Genomic DNA, 15,170 nt, shown 5'->3' on the forward strand with positions numbered 1-15,170 from the left:
CGCCCTTCCAAACGATCAATGCCCTCTGTGCTGCACTCGGCCGGTGTCGTCCCCTTCGGCCTAACCGAACCCTCAGTGCAGGGGAGCGGCACTTCCTGGGCGGCTCAGGGCGACCAAACACTCGGTTGTTTTCTCAATGACAGCCAGTGCGAGATTTGAGGCCGAGAGAAGCTGCCTGGGGTTGGGTTCATGTCTTGGCATCACGGCTCCGTAACGCTCAATGCGGTGTGCGGTTTCCAAGGAGTTCACCAAGATGGACCAAGGGAGCGAGTGTGCGTATCCACTCATGAACTGCCACGTACTCAACAGGTTTGGAGCCTCGATCACATCACCTGCATACCTGACCACCGCCGTGTCCGAGTACCATATCTTCGTGGGGTCGGTGTCATCGGGGCGGTAGTTCCTGTACTTCGTTACGCTCCGCTCTTCCCTCTCTAAAACGTTCGCTTGCTTAACGATTAACTCCTGATAGGAATTCATTTCTTCAAAGAATTTAGGATTCATATCCGCATTGCCGGTGAAGTACGAAGTCAGGCCATCTATGTTTTTGAACGCAAAGCGCAGTACGCGCGCACGCCGCACATTCGCATCACTGTCGTTGAGCATCCACAGCGCGAACGACGCCCCGGTGAGCGATGTGCGAATGAGGGAGTTCTCGGCGTAAAGATGCTGAGCACCAATAGTATTGAGCATGTCTGCAACCAGGCTTAAGTTGTCGATCGCCGACTCAAGCGGTACTCGCACCAACTCCTGGATCGATTGTGAAACAGGTCCAGTGCGCAGATACTGGTTGTCAATTTCAATCGGCGAAGTTATCGCACCTTGGATGGGCACACGCTGTAGCTGGTTTACATCCTCACGAATACGTACAGACAACCTTCGATAGTCGTCCTCGCTCGGCGTCGTGTCACTCATAGCAAGATCATGCTCTCTGGCAGTCGCGTCGCAGGCCCTAAACGCTCAAAGAGATCAACGCAGCACCCGACTCGCTCTAGCATCCAACGCTATGACGATCACGGCTGCTCGGCAGCAGAATGCGGTATCAGGGGGCGTCGCGTTGGGCCTCTGGACGCTGCACCACCACGAACTCCCCAACGAAAAACAGCGGATCGACCTGGCATTCAAAGACGTGTGGCAAGACTGGCCCGCACAGTACCGCGACCAGTTCCCTCGTGTCAGCGCCGACCTTCGCGCCGAAGTTGATGGCAGCTACGTGATGACGCGCGCCGACAAAGGGCAGAAGACTGCAGGGCTCTTCTTCTGGGAGTTTACGGGTCCTTCTTTCACGATCAGATGTCGCAGCGAAGACTGGGACTGTGACGCCCCTGGCGACATTGCGCGCGCAGTCGAAAGCCTCGACGGCGGCGTATCGATCGCCGGATGGAAGTCCCTTGCGCAAGCATTCCTCAACCGCTTCTACCGAACTCCGGGACAAGTCACGCGGTAGTTGCTCTTGGTGGAAAATGTCGAATGTAAACGTGCCGTATGCCGCGAGGCGGCGCTGAGGGGTGGAGGAGGGGCAGCCCGGTGGTCGCCCAAGCTCGGTTGAAACGCAATGCTGCGACCAGCGGACGGTACGTGTTGTCGATGCAACGATCGGCGGCATGACTGATCAAGTGATTGTTGTTCTAGAGCCTCAAGGGCCCGGTGTGTGGTCGTTGGAAAGGGCCTGGAGGATTGCCGGTCGCCTCGGTGGCCGCACAACTGTCGACCTCACCGAGAGCGGCCCGGTTTTCACACTCAGCGGCGAATACGGACTTATCAAGCCGCTCCTGACAGAGCTGTGTGACAAAGGCATTGCTCCCGGCCCCGGCCAAACTGTGAAGCTCAAGAGTTCGCATTCCTATGGCTCTGTGGACGCCGTCCTGATCATCAAACGGTGCACAATCATGCCGACGAGCAACACACCACCAGTGAGCACGTCAGCGTCGTCACCTTCTGGCTCGGATGAACTCCTGAAAGCCCTCGATGTGGCAGCGAAGTTGGCGACCCTGACTATGCAGTCATTCGATTCATAGAGTTACGGCCAAGGCGATGGTCAACCCCGAAGAACCATGAACGCCGATCGGTGCCGTTCCCCAAGTTCCTGACCGAAGATCTGGCGGCCCGGATGGAAGGCAAGGGCCGCGACGATCTGGTGTTCGCCGCGCCAGAGGGCGGGGTGCTGCGCATAGCGACCTTCCGAACGCGGGTGTTCAACAAGGCCGTGGACAGACTGCGGGGCCTGGACGGCGACCGCAACCCGACGACCGACTGGCCGCGCCCCACGATGCACGACCTACGGCACACCGCCGCGTCTCTGGCCATCTCGGCCGGTGCGAACGTGAAGGCCGTACAGACCATGCTCGGACACAAATCTGCGGCCCTCACACTCGACACCTATGCCGACCTATTCCCCGACGATTTAGAGGCGGTCGCGGACGCTTTGGACGCTGCCGTGCGGGCCATCCGCGAATCTGCTGCGGGCTAACTGCGGGCCACGGGGCGATATCAGCTCCTGATGCAAGAAGGCCCTGACCGGGGATTCCTGGTCAGGGCCTTACTTCTAGCGTCGGGGTGGCGGGATTCGAACCCACGACCTCTTCGTCCCGAACGAAGCGCGCTACCAAGCTGCGCCACACCCCGCTTTGAAGCCAGGCAAGGGTATCGCATCGAGGGCTTCGGTCGCGAATGCGTTGACTCGCGTGCACCCAAACCGGATGTGACGTGCCCTTATCGTCCCGGGGCCTAACCCCACCGGCCGGTGTTCTCGAACTCGGCCAGACGCTCCGTCGAGGCCAGCAGATGGAATCCCTGCTCGGCGACCCAGGCGTCATCGAAGTAGGTGTCGGCATACCGGTCACCGGTGTCGGCCAACAGTGTCACCACCGACCCGGGGACACCGTCCCGCACCATTTCCGAGATCACCCGGAACGCGCCGGACAGGTTGGTTCCCGTTGACGCACCCACCCGACGGCCTAGCACGGTGCTGGCATGCCGCGTGAGCGCCACCGACTCCTCGTCGGGTATCTGCTCCATACGGTCCACCACGGTGGGCAGGAATGACGGCTCGACGCGAGGACGTCCGATGCCCTCGATACGCGATGAAATCCCGGTCACCACATCATGTCCGGCGATGTAGGACGGGTAGAACGCCGAGTTATCCGGGTCCACCACACACAGTTTGGTGGGGTAGCGGCGATAGCGGATGTACCGTCCGATGGTTGCGCTGGTACCGCCGGTACCGGCCCCGACCACGATCCACGTTGGCAGCGGGTGCTTTTCGTAGTGCATCTGGGTAAAGATCGATTCGGCGATGTTGTTGTTGCCGCGCCAGTCGGTCGCACGTTCGGCGTTGGTGAACTGGTCCAGATAGTGTCCACCGGATTCGTCCGCGAGCCGCTGTGCCTCGGCGTAGACCTGCTGTGCCTGGTCGACGAAATGGCAACTGCCGCCTTGAGACTCGATCAGGGCGATCTTGCTGGGACTGGTCGAAGCCGTCATCACCGCGATGAAGGGCAGCCCCAGCAGCTGCGCGAAGTAGGCCTCGGACACCGCGGTCGAACCGGACGAGGCCTCCACGACCGTGGTGCCTTCCCGGATGAACCCGTTACACAGCGCATACAGGAAAAGTGAACGCGCCAAACGATGTTTCAGGCTGCCGGTGATGTGAGTGGACTCGTCCTTGAGATACAGCTGCACATCCACGGTGTCGGCCCAGGCCGCAGGCAACGGGTACCGCAGCAGGTGGGTGTCGGCGCTACGACGGGCGTCCGCCTCGATCAGCCGGACCGCGTTATCGGCCCACGCGCGGCTCACGTCACTGCGCGGTGGCGCTGGGCAGCCGGTCGCCGGATTCGGCGTCGGTCCCTTGGCCGTCGATGCGCGCAGGCACCAGGGTCAGCAGCGTCGCCTCCGGACGGCAGAAGAACCGCATCGGCGCGAATGGCGATGTGCCAATACCCGCCGACACGTGCAGCTGCATATGCGAACCCCAGCGCGACGGACCCTTCACCCGGGAACGATCCAGTTCGCAGTTGGTGACGATCGCTCCATAGAACGGCAAGCACAGCTGCCCGCCATGGGTGTGACCGGCCATCACCAGCTGGTAGCCGTCCTCGGCGAAGCGGTCGAGCACCCGCGGCTCGGGCGAATGGGTCAGCCCCAGCCGCAGTGTGGCCAGCGGATTCGGCATCCCGGCGATGGTGTCGTAGCGGTCCCGGTGCAGATGCGGGTCATCGACCCCGGCGGCCGCGATCCGCACCCCGCCGACCTCCAGCTCGTGCCGAGTGTGGGTCATATCGTGCCAGCCGCGCTCGGTGAACGCGGCGCGCAGATCCTGCCACGGCAGCGGTTCCCCGTGCTTGCGCTCATCGCTCTTGTACAGGTATTTCGCGGGGTTCTTCAGCCGCGGGCCGAAGTAGTCGTTGCTTCCGAAGACGAAAAGTCCTGGGACCGAGAGCAAATCACCCAGGGCCTGAACAACCGAGGACACCGCCTTGGGGTGGGCCAGGTTGTCGCCGGTATTGACCACCAGATCCGGCTGCCACTGCGCCAGCTCGCGCAACCAGGCCTGCTTGAGGTGCTGGCCGGGACGCATGTGGATATCACTGATGTGCAGCACCCGCAGAGGGGAGGCGCCGGGGTCGAGTACATCCATCGTTGCTTCGCGGACGGTGAACGCGTTGCGTTCGATGATCGACGCGTACCCGATGCCAAGCGCGGCCGAACCTGCCGAATAAGCGGCCGCTCGCTTGATAACCGTGTTGAACGACGTGTTCATCACCCGAGAGTAACTCCGAAAGCTGAGTGACCCTTGATCACCAGCGCAAAACGTGGCGAATTTCTCGTCGTGAACGGCGTGCGCGAAGACGGGCAGCTAGCTCACGGGGGCGGCGCCAGCACCGGCACGGTGATCGGCGGCAGGCCGGGGATGTTGACGACCGTCGTCGTCATCTCGCCCGGTGGGCCGCCCAGGCCCGGAATGACGATAGGCGGCGGCGCCGGCGGGATGCCGTTACTCAGCAGGATGGTGACGGTCGAGCCCGGGATGGTTGTTCCAGATGGACTGGTGCCGACGACCTCGTTGAACGGCGCGGTGCTGTTCACCACACTGGCTTGGTCGGCAACCTTGAATCCGGCCTTCTTGAGAACGTCACGTGCCTCGGATTCGCGCAGTCCGTTGATGCTGGGCACCTTGGAGCCCGGACCTCCGTCGACGTACCGCGGTTCGGTGGGCGGCAGGGCCGTAGGGCCGTAGTTCTCGGCGATCGGTTTCATGGCTTCGAACCAGGCCCGGGCGGGCTCATTTCCGCCGTACAGGTTTCCGTCGCCGCACTTGCGCAGCGGGAAGGAACACAGATCACCGGGGGAGGTCGAGTCGTCGAAGATGTAGCTCGCCGCGGCCAAGTTGTTGGTGAATCCCAGGAAGGCCGAAGACCGGTGCGCTTCAGTGGTTCCCGTCTTGCTGGACAACGGCAGGCTCCAGCCGACCGAGCCCGCCGAGCCTGCGGCCGTGCCGCCAGGCTGATCGTCCTTGCTCAGCGCGTTCGCGAGGGTGTTGGCGAGCCCGGTAGGTACCGCCTGCTCACAGGCCTCGGTGGTGGTCGGGACCTCTTTGCCGTGACGGTCGAAGACCTTGTCGATGGGATTGGGCGGGCACCACTTGCCACCAGAGGCCAAAGTGGCCGCCACATTGGATAGTTCGAGGGCGTTCACCTGGATGGGGCCCAGCGTGAACGAGCCCAGGTTGTACTTCTTGATGTAGTCGGCCAGGCTCTCGTCGCCCTCGGGGTCATAGGGCTTGGCGGTGCCCGCCTGCGCGTAGGAACGCATGCCCAACTTGACGGCCATGTCGACCGCCTTGGACACGCCGATCGACTGAATCAACTTGGCGAACGCGGTGTTCGGCGAGGTCGCCAGGGCGTCAGTGACGCTCATCGGGGAACGGTAATTACCGACGTTCTTGACGCACCAGGTGTCCTTCGGACAGCCCTTGGTGCCGTCGCTGCTGCCGAGACCCTTGGCCGAGAAGGTGGGCGGCACATCGAGCACGGTGTTGATGCCCATGCCCATATCCATGGCGGCGGCGACCGTGAAGATCTTGAAGATCGATCCGGCGCCGTCGCCGACGAGGGAGAAGGGCTGCGGCTGCATGGTCTCGTTGGCTGCGCCATCCAGTCCATAAGTGCGACTGGATGCCATGGCCATGATGGGGTGGCTGGTCTGTCCCGGCTTGATGACGCTCATGACATCGGCGACACCGTTGAGACCCGGATCGGCCACGTGGGAGACCGCCTGTTTCACCGAGTTCTGCACATCGGGATCCAGGGTGGTGCGGATGAGATATCCGCCCTTCATCACCTGGTCCTTGCTGATACCCGACTTGGCCAGGTAGTCGAGCACGTAATCACAGAAGAACGCGCGGTCGCCCGCGGCTATGCATCCGCGCGGTAGCTCATTGGGCTGGGGCAGCACACCGAGGGGCTGCGCCCTGGCCGCCACCAGTTCGGCCTTCTTCTCCGGGGCGTTGGCGATCATGGTGTCGAGCACCAGATTGCGGCGGGCGAGCGCACGTTCGGGGTTGACGTAGGGATTCAGCCCGGAGGTGGACTGCACCATGCCCGCCAGCAGCGCCGCCTGCTGCCAGTTCAGGTCCTTGGCATCGATTCCGAAGTAGGTCTGTGCGGCATCCTGCACACCGAACGAGTTGTTACCGAAGGACACGAGGTTCAGGTACCGGGTCAGGATCTCCTGCTTGGTGAAGGTGCGGTCCAGCCGCAGCGCCATCCGGATCTCGCGCAGCTTGCGCGCGGGGGTGGTCTCGATGGCGGCCTTGCGTTCGGCGTCGGTCTTGGCCACCACCAACAGCTGGTAGTTCTTCACGTACTGCTGCTCGATGGTGGAACCACCGCGGGTGTCCTCGTCACCGGAGGCGTATCCGGCCAAGCCGCCGAGCGTGCCCTTCCAGTCGACACCGTTGTGCGAGGTGAACCTCTTGTCCTCGATGGACAACAGGGCCAGCTTGATGGTGTCGGCGATCTGATCGGAGGGCACCTCGAATCGCCGCTGCGTGTAGAGGTAGGCGATCTTGTTGCCCTTGGCGTCTTCCACGGTGGTGACCGCGGGTACCTCGCCCTCGAGCAGCTGGGTGGAGCCATTGGCCACCACATCGGATGCGCGGTTGGACGCCAACCCGAAGCCGCCCGCGAAGGGGAACATCAATCCGGCCAGGATGACCGCCGCGATAAGCCCGCAGCCCGCGAGCTTCGCGAGGGTCACCGACTCGGGCGGGCGTTCTGGCATAGGCACAGGGTACGTGGCCTCCCCAGAGGTGTCTGCCGGTAGTTGATCGGTAACGCCGGGCCCCGGCGGGGCGATGAAAAAGACGTTGTCGGCACAACCGTCCCAAAAAATTCGGATCAGGTGTTGCGTTGAAGATCTCTGACCACTAACTTGATCTCACGGTGTGATTCAAGTTACACACCAAGCGGAGTGTGGCCCACGCCTCTTATGGGCCGCTAGTGACAGAAGGGATTGCCAGTGTCAGCTTCACGGCCAGCCATGAGTGCGTTGCATACGGCGGTATCAATCGATGGTGGAGAAGCGCGCATTGCCTGGGTTTCACAGGCCAGATGCAGACAAGGCGACCCTGACGAGTTGTTCGTCCGCGGGGCAGCGCAGCGCAAGGCCGCAGTGATCTGCCGGCACTGCCCGGTCATGATGGAATGCGGCGCCGACGCGCTGGACAACCGCGTGGAGTTCGGTGTGTGGGGCGGACTGACCGAACGGCAGCGTCGCGCGATGCTCAAGGCTCACCCCGAGGTGGATTCCTGGGCCGACTTCTTCGCCGCGCAGCGCAAGCACAAGAGCGCGGTCTAACTAGTTCTTTTCGCCGAGTGTCGACTTCTCGGGTTGTTCTCCTGAACTTCCGCCCGAGAAGTCGACACTCGACGTGTATCTGGGGTTAAGAGGCGACGCCGGTGATCTGATCGGCGATCGCGCGCAGCGCATCCACGTCGGACACGTCGAACGGGAGTGAAGGCACCCCGACGATCGGAACCGTGGGATTGGCGCTCGTAAACCGCGACAGCAGCCGGATCTCCCGCTTGGCCGTGGCCGCGCGCTCGGCATGAACCCGCAGCACCGCCGCCGGCAGGCTGTACTCGCCAGACTCTTCGAGGTTGTCCGCCACATCGACGGCACGCTCGACGGTCAGGGTGGACAGCGTGGGATGAGTGCGGTTGAGGATGAGGCCGGCCAGCGGCATGCCCTCCTGGGTCAGCCGCTCGACGAAGAAGGTGGCCTCCCGCAACGCATCGGGTTCGGCGGCCGACACCACGACGAACTGGGTGCTGCGTCGGCGCAGCAGCTCATAGGTGCGGTCAGCCTTCTCGCGGAATCCTCCGAACGTGGAGTCGAGCGATTGCACGAACATTGAAGCGTCGGAAAGTAATTGCGATCCGAGGACCGTCGACAGCGCTTTCATCGCCAGCCCGACGGCTCCCGTGACGATCCGGCCCAAGCCGCGGCTGGAGCCCAGCAGCATCTTCCAGAGACGTCCATCCATGAAGCTGCCCAACCGCTTGGGTGCGTCCAGGAAGTCCAGTGCGTTACGCGACGGTGGGGTATCCACCACGATCAGATCCCATTTGTCTTCATGGAGAAGCTGTCCGAGCTTCTCCATAGCCATGTACTCCTGTGTGCCCGACATGGAGGTGGCGACGGTCTGATAGAACTTGTTGTCCAGAATCGATTGTGCGCGATCGGATCCCGCGTGCTGGACCACCAACTCGTCGAAGGTGCGACGCATGTCCAGCATCATCGCGTACAGCTCGCCCTTGATGCCCTCGATGTGTACCTGCTGCGGGGTGTTACCGAGCGCTTCGATGCCCAGCGACTGCGCCAACCGGCGGGCCGGGTCGATGGTCAGCACCACAACGGTGCGGCCGTACTCCGCGGCCCGTAGCGCGACCGAAGCGGCCGTGGTGGTCTTGCCGACACCGCCGGCACCGCAGCAGACCACGACGCGGTTCTTGCGGTCTTCGAGGATGGCCGCCATGTCCAAGACGGCAGGTGTGTTGCTCATCGGACTCCCTGCTCGGCCAGGCTCTCGGCCAGTTCGTAGAGGCTGCCCAGGTCGACGCCGTCGGCCAGGGAGGGCAATTCCAATCGCGGTATCTGCAACTCGCCGAGTAGTTCCTCGCTCTCGGCCCGTGCCCGCATCCGGGTCGCGTGCTCGATAGTCTCGGTGAGCAGACCGGCGAAGTCGGCGTCGGAGATGGTTACGTTGTTATCGGCCAACGCTTTACGAACCGCGTCGGCGTCAATGACACCCTCGGCGGCCTTGTCCAGATCTGCCGGTGACAGATGCGGCACCACGGTTCGGTTCACGATGACACTGCCGATCGGTAGGCCCATCCCGCTCAGTTCGGCAATGGCCTCGGCGGTTTCCTGCATGGGCAGAGCCTCAAGCAGAGTCACCAGGTGGATGGCCGTCTGATCCGAGTGCAGCAGCTTGCGCACCCCCTCGGACTGCGAGTGAATGGGTCCGCCCTTGGCGATATCGGACAGCGCCGATGTCACATCGAGGAAGCGGGCGATCCGGCCGGTGGGCGGGGCGTCGACCACGACGGCGTCGTACACATGCCGTCCGGACTTGTCGACGCGGACGATGCATTCCTTGATCTTTCCGGTGAGGATGACATCGCGCAGACCCGGCGCAATCGTGGTCGCGAACTCGATGGCGCCGATGCGCTTCATCGCACGCCCAGCCAGGCCGAGGTTGTAGAACATCTCGAGGTACTCCATGAACGCCGTCTCGATCTCGACAGCGAGCGCGTTCACCGCTCCGCCGCCCTCGGCGGTGGCGATCTTGAGTTCCTTGGGCGCCAGCGGAGGTACGTCGAAAAGCTGGGCGATGCCCTGCCGGTTTTCGACCTCGACCAGCAGCACCTTGCGGCCGCCCGCGGCGAGCGCCAGGGCCAGGGCCGCGGCGATGGTGGACTTTCCGGTCCCGCCCTTGCCGGTCACAAAGTGCAGTCGCGCATTCGCGACTCGCGCGGGCCAGGCGTTGGCTGAGGTCCCTGCGTCGTCGTCAGGGGAAGTGTTCACCACGCACGCATGCTAACTGTCCACGATCGAGCCGATGTCAGAACGTCTGTGCTTGTCTAGGGTTGCGGGTATGACCGAACGCACCGTATGGGAGTACGCCACCGTCCCGCTGTTGACACACGCCACCAAACAGATCCTGGACCAGTGGGGAAGCGATGGCTGGGAGCTGGTGAGTGTGCTTCCGGGGCCCACTGGTGAACAGCATGTCGCCTACCTGAAGAGGTCGAAGTGAGCACGCATAGCGCCCGGCTGGCCGCGCTGGGAATCGAGCTGCCCGCCGTCGCCGCGCCCCTGGCGGCGTACCAGCCCGCAGTGCGCAGCGGCAACCACGTCTACACCTCCGGACAGCTGCCCATCGTGGACGGCAGGCTGGTCACCGCCGGAAAGGTCGGCGCCGAGGTGTCCCCGGAGGACGCCAAGGCCCTGGCCCGCATCTCTGCTCTCAACGCCGTCGCCGCAGTGGACGCACTTGTCGGGATCGACAACGTCGTGAAGGTGGTCAAGGTCGTCGGATTCGTCGCATCGGCATCGGGTTTCACCGGTCAACCCGGCGTGGTGAACGGGGCATCGGAGCTGCTCGGTGAGGTGTTCGGGGACGCAGGTGTGCACGCGCGCTCGGCCGTGGGTGTCGCGGAGCTGCCGATCAACGCCCCGGTGGAGGTGGAGATCATCGTGGAGGTCACAGCGGAAGCATCCGCCTGATGACCCATCCCGCCTACGGGCAGCTGCGTCCGGTCACCGAAACCGCTTCGGTGCTGCTGGCCAACAACCCGGGGATGATGACACTGGAGGGCACCAACACCTGGGTGCTGCGCGCCCCGGGCAGCGATGAGATCGTCATCGTCGACCCGGGCCCGGGTGTCGCCACCGGTGACCCCGATGTGCACGTCGAGGAGCTGGCGAAGATCGGCAAGGTGGCACTGATTCTGGTGAGCCATCGGCACTTCGATCACACCGGCGGCGTCGACAGACTGGTCGAACTGAGCGGTGCGCCGGTGCGTGCCGCGGACCCGGCATGGCTGCGCGGCGATTCGGTGGCCCTGACCGACGGCGAGCACATCGACGTCGCGGGCTTGTCCATCTCGGTGCTCGCAACACCCGGGCATAGCGACGACTCGGTGTCCTTCGTTCTTGACGACGCGGTGCTGACCGCCGACACCATCCTCGGGCGGGGTACAACCGTCATCGCGCAGGACGGCGGAGGCCTCGGTGACTACCTGGAGTCGCTGAAACGTCTTGAGGGCCTGGGCAAGCGCACCGTGCTGCCCGGCCACGGTCCGGAGTTGGGTGACTTGTCGGCGATATCGGCCGAGTATCTGGCACACCGCGAGCAGCGCCTCGACCAGGTGCGCGGGGCGCTCGCCGCATTGGGTGAGGATGCCTCGGCTCGGCAGGTCGTCGAATTCGTCTATACGGATGTGGATCCGTCGCTGTGGGGCGCTGCGGAATGGTCGGTGCAGGCGCAGCTGGACTACCTGCGCGCTGTCTAGCCGGCGGTGAACACCATCCCATTGGCCCTCGCGGGCTCGCTCAGCTGGGGCGTCAGCGACTTCATCGGCGGGCACGCGAGCAAGCGACGTTCCACCCTCGCGGTACTGGCACTGAGCCGGCCCGTCGGGCTTGCCGTGGTGAGCCTGGTTGCGCTGGTCACGTCCTCATCACATTTCGACGGCCGCACGCTGCTGGGAATGCTTTCCGGCCCAGCGGCTTTCACGGCGCTTTACGCGTTGTATCGCGCGCTCGCCATCGGACCGATGGGCGTCGTCTCGCCCATCGCGGCGGTGGGTGCGGTGGTGCCAGTCCTCTGGGGCGCCATGATTGGGCAGTCGCTGTCGGGGCTGACCTATCTGGGGCTGGCCGGCACCCTTGTGGGCGTCATGCTGGCCTCCGCTTCGCAGGGGCTGGACGGACAACGCCCGGGCAGACAGGTGCTCATCTGGTCGTTCTTCTGCATGGTGATGTTCGGTGTCTGCATGATCCTGCTGGCCGAGGCGGGCAGGTACCACCCGGTTGAGGCGGTCGTGGTTTCCCGCGCCACCGAGGTAATGCTGATCGCGGTGCTCGGGGCATTCAGCTGGAAGAACCTGCGGGCCAATCTGCGCCCGCCGTTCGGGGTGGTGCCCTTCGCCGGTGTGCTCGACACCTCAGCGATTCTGTTGTTCACGTACGCCTCAGCGCACGGAAGCCTCGGCATCGCGGCGGTGCTGTCCTCGCTGTACCCGGTGGTGACGGTGCTCATCGCCCGCGTGGTGCTTCATGAGCGGCTCAGCCGGATTCAACAAGCCGGCGCGGTGCTGACGCTGGTGTGCGTCGCGGTGGTGGCGTTGAGCGCGTCACGCTGACGCGCGCAGAAACTAGCGCGCGCGGCGAGCCAGCCGCTCCGAGTCGGAGATCAAGACGCTCTTGCCCTCCAGCCGGATCCAGCCGCGGTGTGCGAAGTCGGCCAGCGCCTTGTTCACAGTCTCGCGGGACGCACCCACCAGCTGAGCGATCTCTTCCTGTGTCAGGTCGTGCGTCACGCGCAGCGCGCCGCCCTCCTGGGTGCCGAACCGCTGGGCCAGCTGCAGCAGCTGCTTGGCCACGCGACCGGGCACATCCGTGAAGATCAAATCGGCCAGATTGTTGTTGGTGCGGCGCAGGCGGCGAGCCAGCACGCGCAGTAGCTGCTCGGCGATCTCCGGACGGTCGGCGATCCAGGCGCGCAACGCGTCCCGGTCCATCGACACGGCGCGCACCTCGGTGATGGTGGTGGCGCTCGACGTCCGGGGTCCGGGGTCGAAGATCGACAGCTCCCCGAACATGTCCGACGGACCCATGATCGTCAGCAGGTTCTCACGGCCGTCGGGTGACCGGCGTCCGATCTTCACCTTGCCGGTGATGATGATGTACAGACGGTCGCCAGGCTCGCCCTCGGCGAACACCGTGTGCCCGCGCGGAAAGTCAACCGGCTGCAGCTGCTTGGTCAGCGCCGAGATGGCACTCGGTTCGACACCCTGGAAGATTCCGGCCCTGGCCAGGATCTCGTCCACGTTTGCCCCTTACCCAAATTCGTTAGTCATGCTTGCGCTGGCCTACTCGACATGAGTCTAGAGGCCAAGTCGCTAAAGAACGTGATCCAAGCTACACCGCTGCGCCACCGGCACGCAGTGAATCCACCACCGAATGCCGCGAGCGCATCGAGGACGCACCCTCTTCACGCAGGCGATTCATCGTTGAACCGTTGATTCGTGGCTGGTTGTAGCCGTTTGTGGTGGCCTGATACACCGCCTCCAAGGACGGCTCGATGCGCTGCAATTGCCGCCGGTGCAAGTCCTCGATTGCTGACGGCATGCCGTCGCGCGCGAGGCGATTCATATCCGAAGGACTGGCTTGGTCCAGGAAATCGGCGACCTCGCTCGGCTGCAAGGTATGCCGCATCAACCCGGCTTCCAGCTTCCCGAGCCCAAGGCTGGCAAGCATGAGAAGTCCGGGTACCAACAAACCGAATAGGCCCGACACGGGTTGAAGTAAACACGCCCAAGATCTCGACGAGGTCACGAAAAACAACCGGTTTGTCCTGCGCAGGGGTGTAATCGGTGGGCACGCTCGCCCCTCCCGTGTCCTCCGCTCCCGCTACCCTGGGCTTGTGTCATTGACCGGATCGGCCTCTAAGCCCAGAGCGAAATCGACGGTAAAGACGCCAGCTCCGGCCCGAACCTGGAAGCCCGAGACGCACATGGGATTGGTCCGTCGGGCGCGGCGAATGAATCGAACTCTGGCGCAAGCATTTCCACACGTCTACTGCGAGCTCGACTTCACCAACCCGCTGGAATTGGCGGTCGCGACCATTTTGTCGGCGCAATGCACCGACGTCCGGGTCAACATGGTGACGCCCGCGTTGTTCGCCAAGTACCGCACCGCGGAGGACTACGCGGGAGCCAACCGGACCGAACTCGAAGAGATGATCCGCAGCACCGGCTTCTACCGGAACAAGGCGAACTCGATCATCGGGCTGGGCACCCAGCTGGTGGAGCGATACGGCGGTGAGGTGCCGCCGCGGCTGAAGGATCTGGTCACCCTCCCCGGTATCGGTCGCAAGACGGCGAATGTTGTCCTGGGCAACGCCTTTGACATCCCGGGCATCACCGTCGACACGCATTTCGGGCGACTGGTGCGACGCTGGCGCTGGACCGAGGAAGAAGATCCGGTCAAGGTCGAGCACATCGTCGGCGAGCTGATCGAGCGCAAGGAGTGGACGCTGCTCAGCCACCGGGTGATCTTCCACGGTCGGCGGGTATGTCATGCCCGCAAGCCCGCATGCGGTGTCTGTGTACTGGCCAAGGACTGCCCGTCGTACGGACTGGGCCCGACAGATCCCGAGCTGGCCGCGCCGCTGGTGAAGGGGCCGGAAACCGAGCACCTGCTGGCCCTGGCCGGGTTGTGACGTGTCTCGGCTCAGCACCGGGGCACGGTGGACGATCGTGGGGATGGTGCTGGTCGCCGCGCTGATCACCGTCATGTTGTCGCAACAACACGATCAGCGGCGGCGGGTGCCGCAAGGGCAGGACCCTGTCGCCGCGCGTGAACGCCGGGACGCCGACACCCCGGAAGCCCTCGCGGAACTGTTCCGCCAGGCGCAACTGCCGCCATGCCCCAACGCCGGCAGTGCGCCGGGGATGCGCGAACTGGCCGGGATAACGCTGGAATGCAGTGGGGCCAGGGTTCCGGTCGGTCCCGTCCTCGCCGGGCGGCAGGTGGTTCTTAACTTGTGGGCCTACTGGTGTGGTCCCTGCGCCGATGAGCTGCCGGCGATGGCCGAGCTGCAGCGTCGCGCGGGTGACAAGCTCACCGTTGTCACGGTGCATCAAGACGAGAACGAGGCGGCCGGGCTGGCCAAGCTCGCCGAGCTACACGTCAGGCTGCCGATGATCCAGGACGGTGCCCGGCGCATCGCCGCCGCACTGAAGTCACCGAATGTCATGCCCACGACCATTTTGATTCGAGCGGACGGTAGCGTTGCCCGAGTGCTACCGCGTTCGTTCACTTCGGCGGATGAGATCGGTGCCGAGGTGGAACAAGCGTTGGGAGTGAGGTTCTAG

The 15,170-nt window shown here is 64.0% G+C and carries 18 protein-coding genes and 1 tRNA gene; 10 read left to right on the top strand and 9 right to left on the bottom strand.

What is annotated here, in order from left to right; translation table 11 throughout:
- Nucleotides 1-72: 72 nt before the first annotated feature.
- The gene (locus BB28_RS01970; RefSeq protein WP_046252316.1) at nucleotides 73-915 is read right to left on the bottom strand and encodes a hypothetical protein; all 843 of its coding nucleotides are present in this window, start codon (nucleotides 913-915) and stop codon (nucleotides 73-75) included.
- A gap of 91 nt (nucleotides 916-1,006) precedes the next feature.
- Here BB28_RS01970 and BB28_RS01975 point away from each other — a divergent pair, with 91 nt between their 5' ends.
- The 3 genes from BB28_RS01975 (at nucleotide 1,007) to BB28_RS01985 (ending at nucleotide 2,470) form a co-directional block, all read left to right on the top strand.
- Nucleotides 1,007-1,447: a hypothetical protein gene (locus BB28_RS01975; protein ID WP_046252317.1), complete on the top strand. Its 441-nt coding sequence runs from the start codon at nucleotides 1,007-1,009 to the stop codon at nucleotides 1,445-1,447.
- A 157-nt stretch (nucleotides 1,448-1,604) separates the two neighbouring features.
- Complete coding sequence (locus BB28_RS01980; protein ID WP_075874109.1) at nucleotides 1,605-2,018, top strand: hypothetical protein; 414 nt, start codon at nucleotides 1,605-1,607, stop codon at nucleotides 2,016-2,018.
- 50 nt (nucleotides 2,019-2,068) lie between these two features.
- On the top strand, nucleotides 2,069-2,470 hold the full coding sequence (locus BB28_RS01985; RefSeq protein WP_052740087.1) for a tyrosine-type recombinase/integrase: 402 nt from the start codon (nucleotides 2,069-2,071) through the stop codon (nucleotides 2,468-2,470).
- Between the two features lie 81 nt (nucleotides 2,471-2,551).
- On the opposite strand, the gene BB28_RS01990 is transcribed toward BB28_RS01985, so the two are convergent.
- The 4 genes from BB28_RS01990 to ponA2 all read right to left on the bottom strand — a co-directional run bounded on the left by BB28_RS01990 (nucleotide 2,552) and on the right by ponA2 (nucleotide 7,284).
- A tRNA-Pro gene (locus tag BB28_RS01990) sits at nucleotides 2,552-2,625 on the bottom strand.
- A 102-nt stretch (nucleotides 2,626-2,727) separates the two neighbouring features.
- A complete protein-coding gene (gene cds1, locus BB28_RS01995) occupies nucleotides 2,728-3,798 on the bottom strand; it encodes an L-cysteine desulfhydrase Cds1 (RefSeq protein ID WP_046252319.1) in 1,071 nt (356 codons plus the stop codon).
- Nucleotide 3,799: 1 nt separating this feature from the next.
- Nucleotides 3,800-4,762, bottom strand: coding sequence for a metallophosphoesterase (locus tag BB28_RS02000; RefSeq protein WP_046252320.1), 963 nt, complete (start codon nucleotides 4,760-4,762; stop codon nucleotides 3,800-3,802).
- A gap of 101 nt (nucleotides 4,763-4,863) precedes the next feature.
- Nucleotides 4,864-7,284 (bottom strand): transglycosylase/D,D-transpeptidase PonA2, encoded by a 2,421-nt coding sequence (ponA2, locus tag BB28_RS02005; protein WP_046252321.1) that lies wholly within the window; start codon nucleotides 7,282-7,284, stop codon nucleotides 4,864-4,866.
- 258 nt (nucleotides 7,285-7,542) lie between these two features.
- Here ponA2 and BB28_RS02010 point away from each other — a divergent pair, with 258 nt between their 5' ends.
- Nucleotides 7,543-7,860: a WhiB family transcriptional regulator gene (locus tag BB28_RS02010; RefSeq protein WP_030095909.1), complete on the top strand. Its 318-nt coding sequence runs from the start codon at nucleotides 7,543-7,545 to the stop codon at nucleotides 7,858-7,860.
- An 85-nt stretch (nucleotides 7,861-7,945) separates the two neighbouring features.
- Here BB28_RS02010 and bagB read toward each other — a convergent pair whose 3' ends face one another.
- Together bagB and bagA are read right to left on the bottom strand one after the other, a co-directional pair.
- Nucleotides 7,946-9,067: an ATPase BagB gene (bagB, locus tag BB28_RS02015; RefSeq protein WP_030095908.1), complete on the bottom strand. Its 1,122-nt coding sequence runs from the start codon at nucleotides 9,065-9,067 to the stop codon at nucleotides 7,946-7,948.
- Entirely contained in the window at nucleotides 9,064-10,092 is a 1,029-nt protein-coding gene (gene bagA, locus BB28_RS02020) for an ATPase BagA (RefSeq protein ID WP_044104955.1), read from the bottom strand. The genes bagB and bagA overlap by 4 nt, the downstream gene beginning before the upstream one ends.
- Nucleotides 10,093-10,162: 70 nt before the next feature.
- Here bagA and BB28_RS24885 point away from each other — a divergent pair, with 70 nt between their 5' ends.
- The 4 genes from BB28_RS24885 to BB28_RS02035 are packed head-to-tail and all read left to right on the top strand — an operon-like array spanning nucleotide 10,163 to nucleotide 12,434.
- Nucleotides 10,163-10,324 carry a Sp36 family protein gene (locus BB28_RS24885; RefSeq protein ID WP_044104864.1) on the top strand — a complete coding sequence of 54 codons (162 nt, stop codon included), beginning with the start codon at nucleotides 10,163-10,165 and terminating at the stop codon, nucleotides 10,322-10,324.
- Nucleotides 10,321-10,794 (top strand): RidA family protein, encoded by a 474-nt coding sequence (locus BB28_RS02025; RefSeq protein ID WP_046252322.1) that lies wholly within the window; start codon nucleotides 10,321-10,323, stop codon nucleotides 10,792-10,794. The genes BB28_RS24885 and BB28_RS02025 overlap by 4 nt, the downstream gene beginning before the upstream one ends.
- Nucleotides 10,794-11,582: an MBL fold metallo-hydrolase gene (locus tag BB28_RS02030; protein ID WP_046252323.1), complete on the top strand. Its 789-nt coding sequence runs from the start codon at nucleotides 10,794-10,796 to the stop codon at nucleotides 11,580-11,582. The genes BB28_RS02025 and BB28_RS02030 overlap by 1 nt, the downstream gene beginning before the upstream one ends.
- 6 nt (nucleotides 11,583-11,588) lie before the next feature.
- A complete protein-coding gene (locus tag BB28_RS02035; protein ID WP_046252324.1) occupies nucleotides 11,589-12,434 on the top strand; it encodes a DMT family transporter in 846 nt (281 codons plus the stop codon).
- A gap of 12 nt (nucleotides 12,435-12,446) precedes the next feature.
- Here BB28_RS02035 and crp read toward each other — a convergent pair whose 3' ends face one another.
- Together crp and BB28_RS02045 are read right to left on the bottom strand one after the other, a co-directional pair.
- Nucleotides 12,447-13,121, bottom strand: a complete 675-nt coding sequence (gene crp, locus BB28_RS02040; protein ID WP_030095903.1) for a cAMP-activated global transcriptional regulator CRP — start codon at nucleotides 13,119-13,121, stop codon at nucleotides 12,447-12,449.
- A gap of 91 nt (nucleotides 13,122-13,212) precedes the next feature.
- Nucleotides 13,213-13,551, bottom strand: coding sequence for a hypothetical protein (locus BB28_RS02045; protein WP_046252326.1), 339 nt, complete (start codon nucleotides 13,549-13,551; stop codon nucleotides 13,213-13,215).
- Nucleotides 13,552-13,807: 256 nt separating this feature from the next.
- On the opposite strand from BB28_RS02045, the gene nth reads away from it, so the two are divergent.
- Both nth and BB28_RS02055 read left to right on the top strand, forming a co-directional pair.
- A complete protein-coding gene (gene nth, locus BB28_RS02050) occupies nucleotides 13,808-14,515 on the top strand; it encodes an endonuclease III (RefSeq protein WP_225422027.1) in 708 nt (235 codons plus the stop codon).
- Nucleotide 14,516: 1 nt separating this feature from the next.
- Nucleotides 14,517-15,170 (top strand): TlpA family protein disulfide reductase, encoded by a 654-nt coding sequence (locus BB28_RS02055; RefSeq protein ID WP_081252189.1) that lies wholly within the window; start codon nucleotides 14,517-14,519, stop codon nucleotides 15,168-15,170.

Source organism: Mycobacteroides chelonae CCUG 47445 (genome assembly GCF_001632805.1).
GTDB classification, from domain to species: domain Bacteria; phylum Actinomycetota; class Actinomycetes; order Mycobacteriales; family Mycobacteriaceae; genus Mycobacterium; species Mycobacterium chelonae.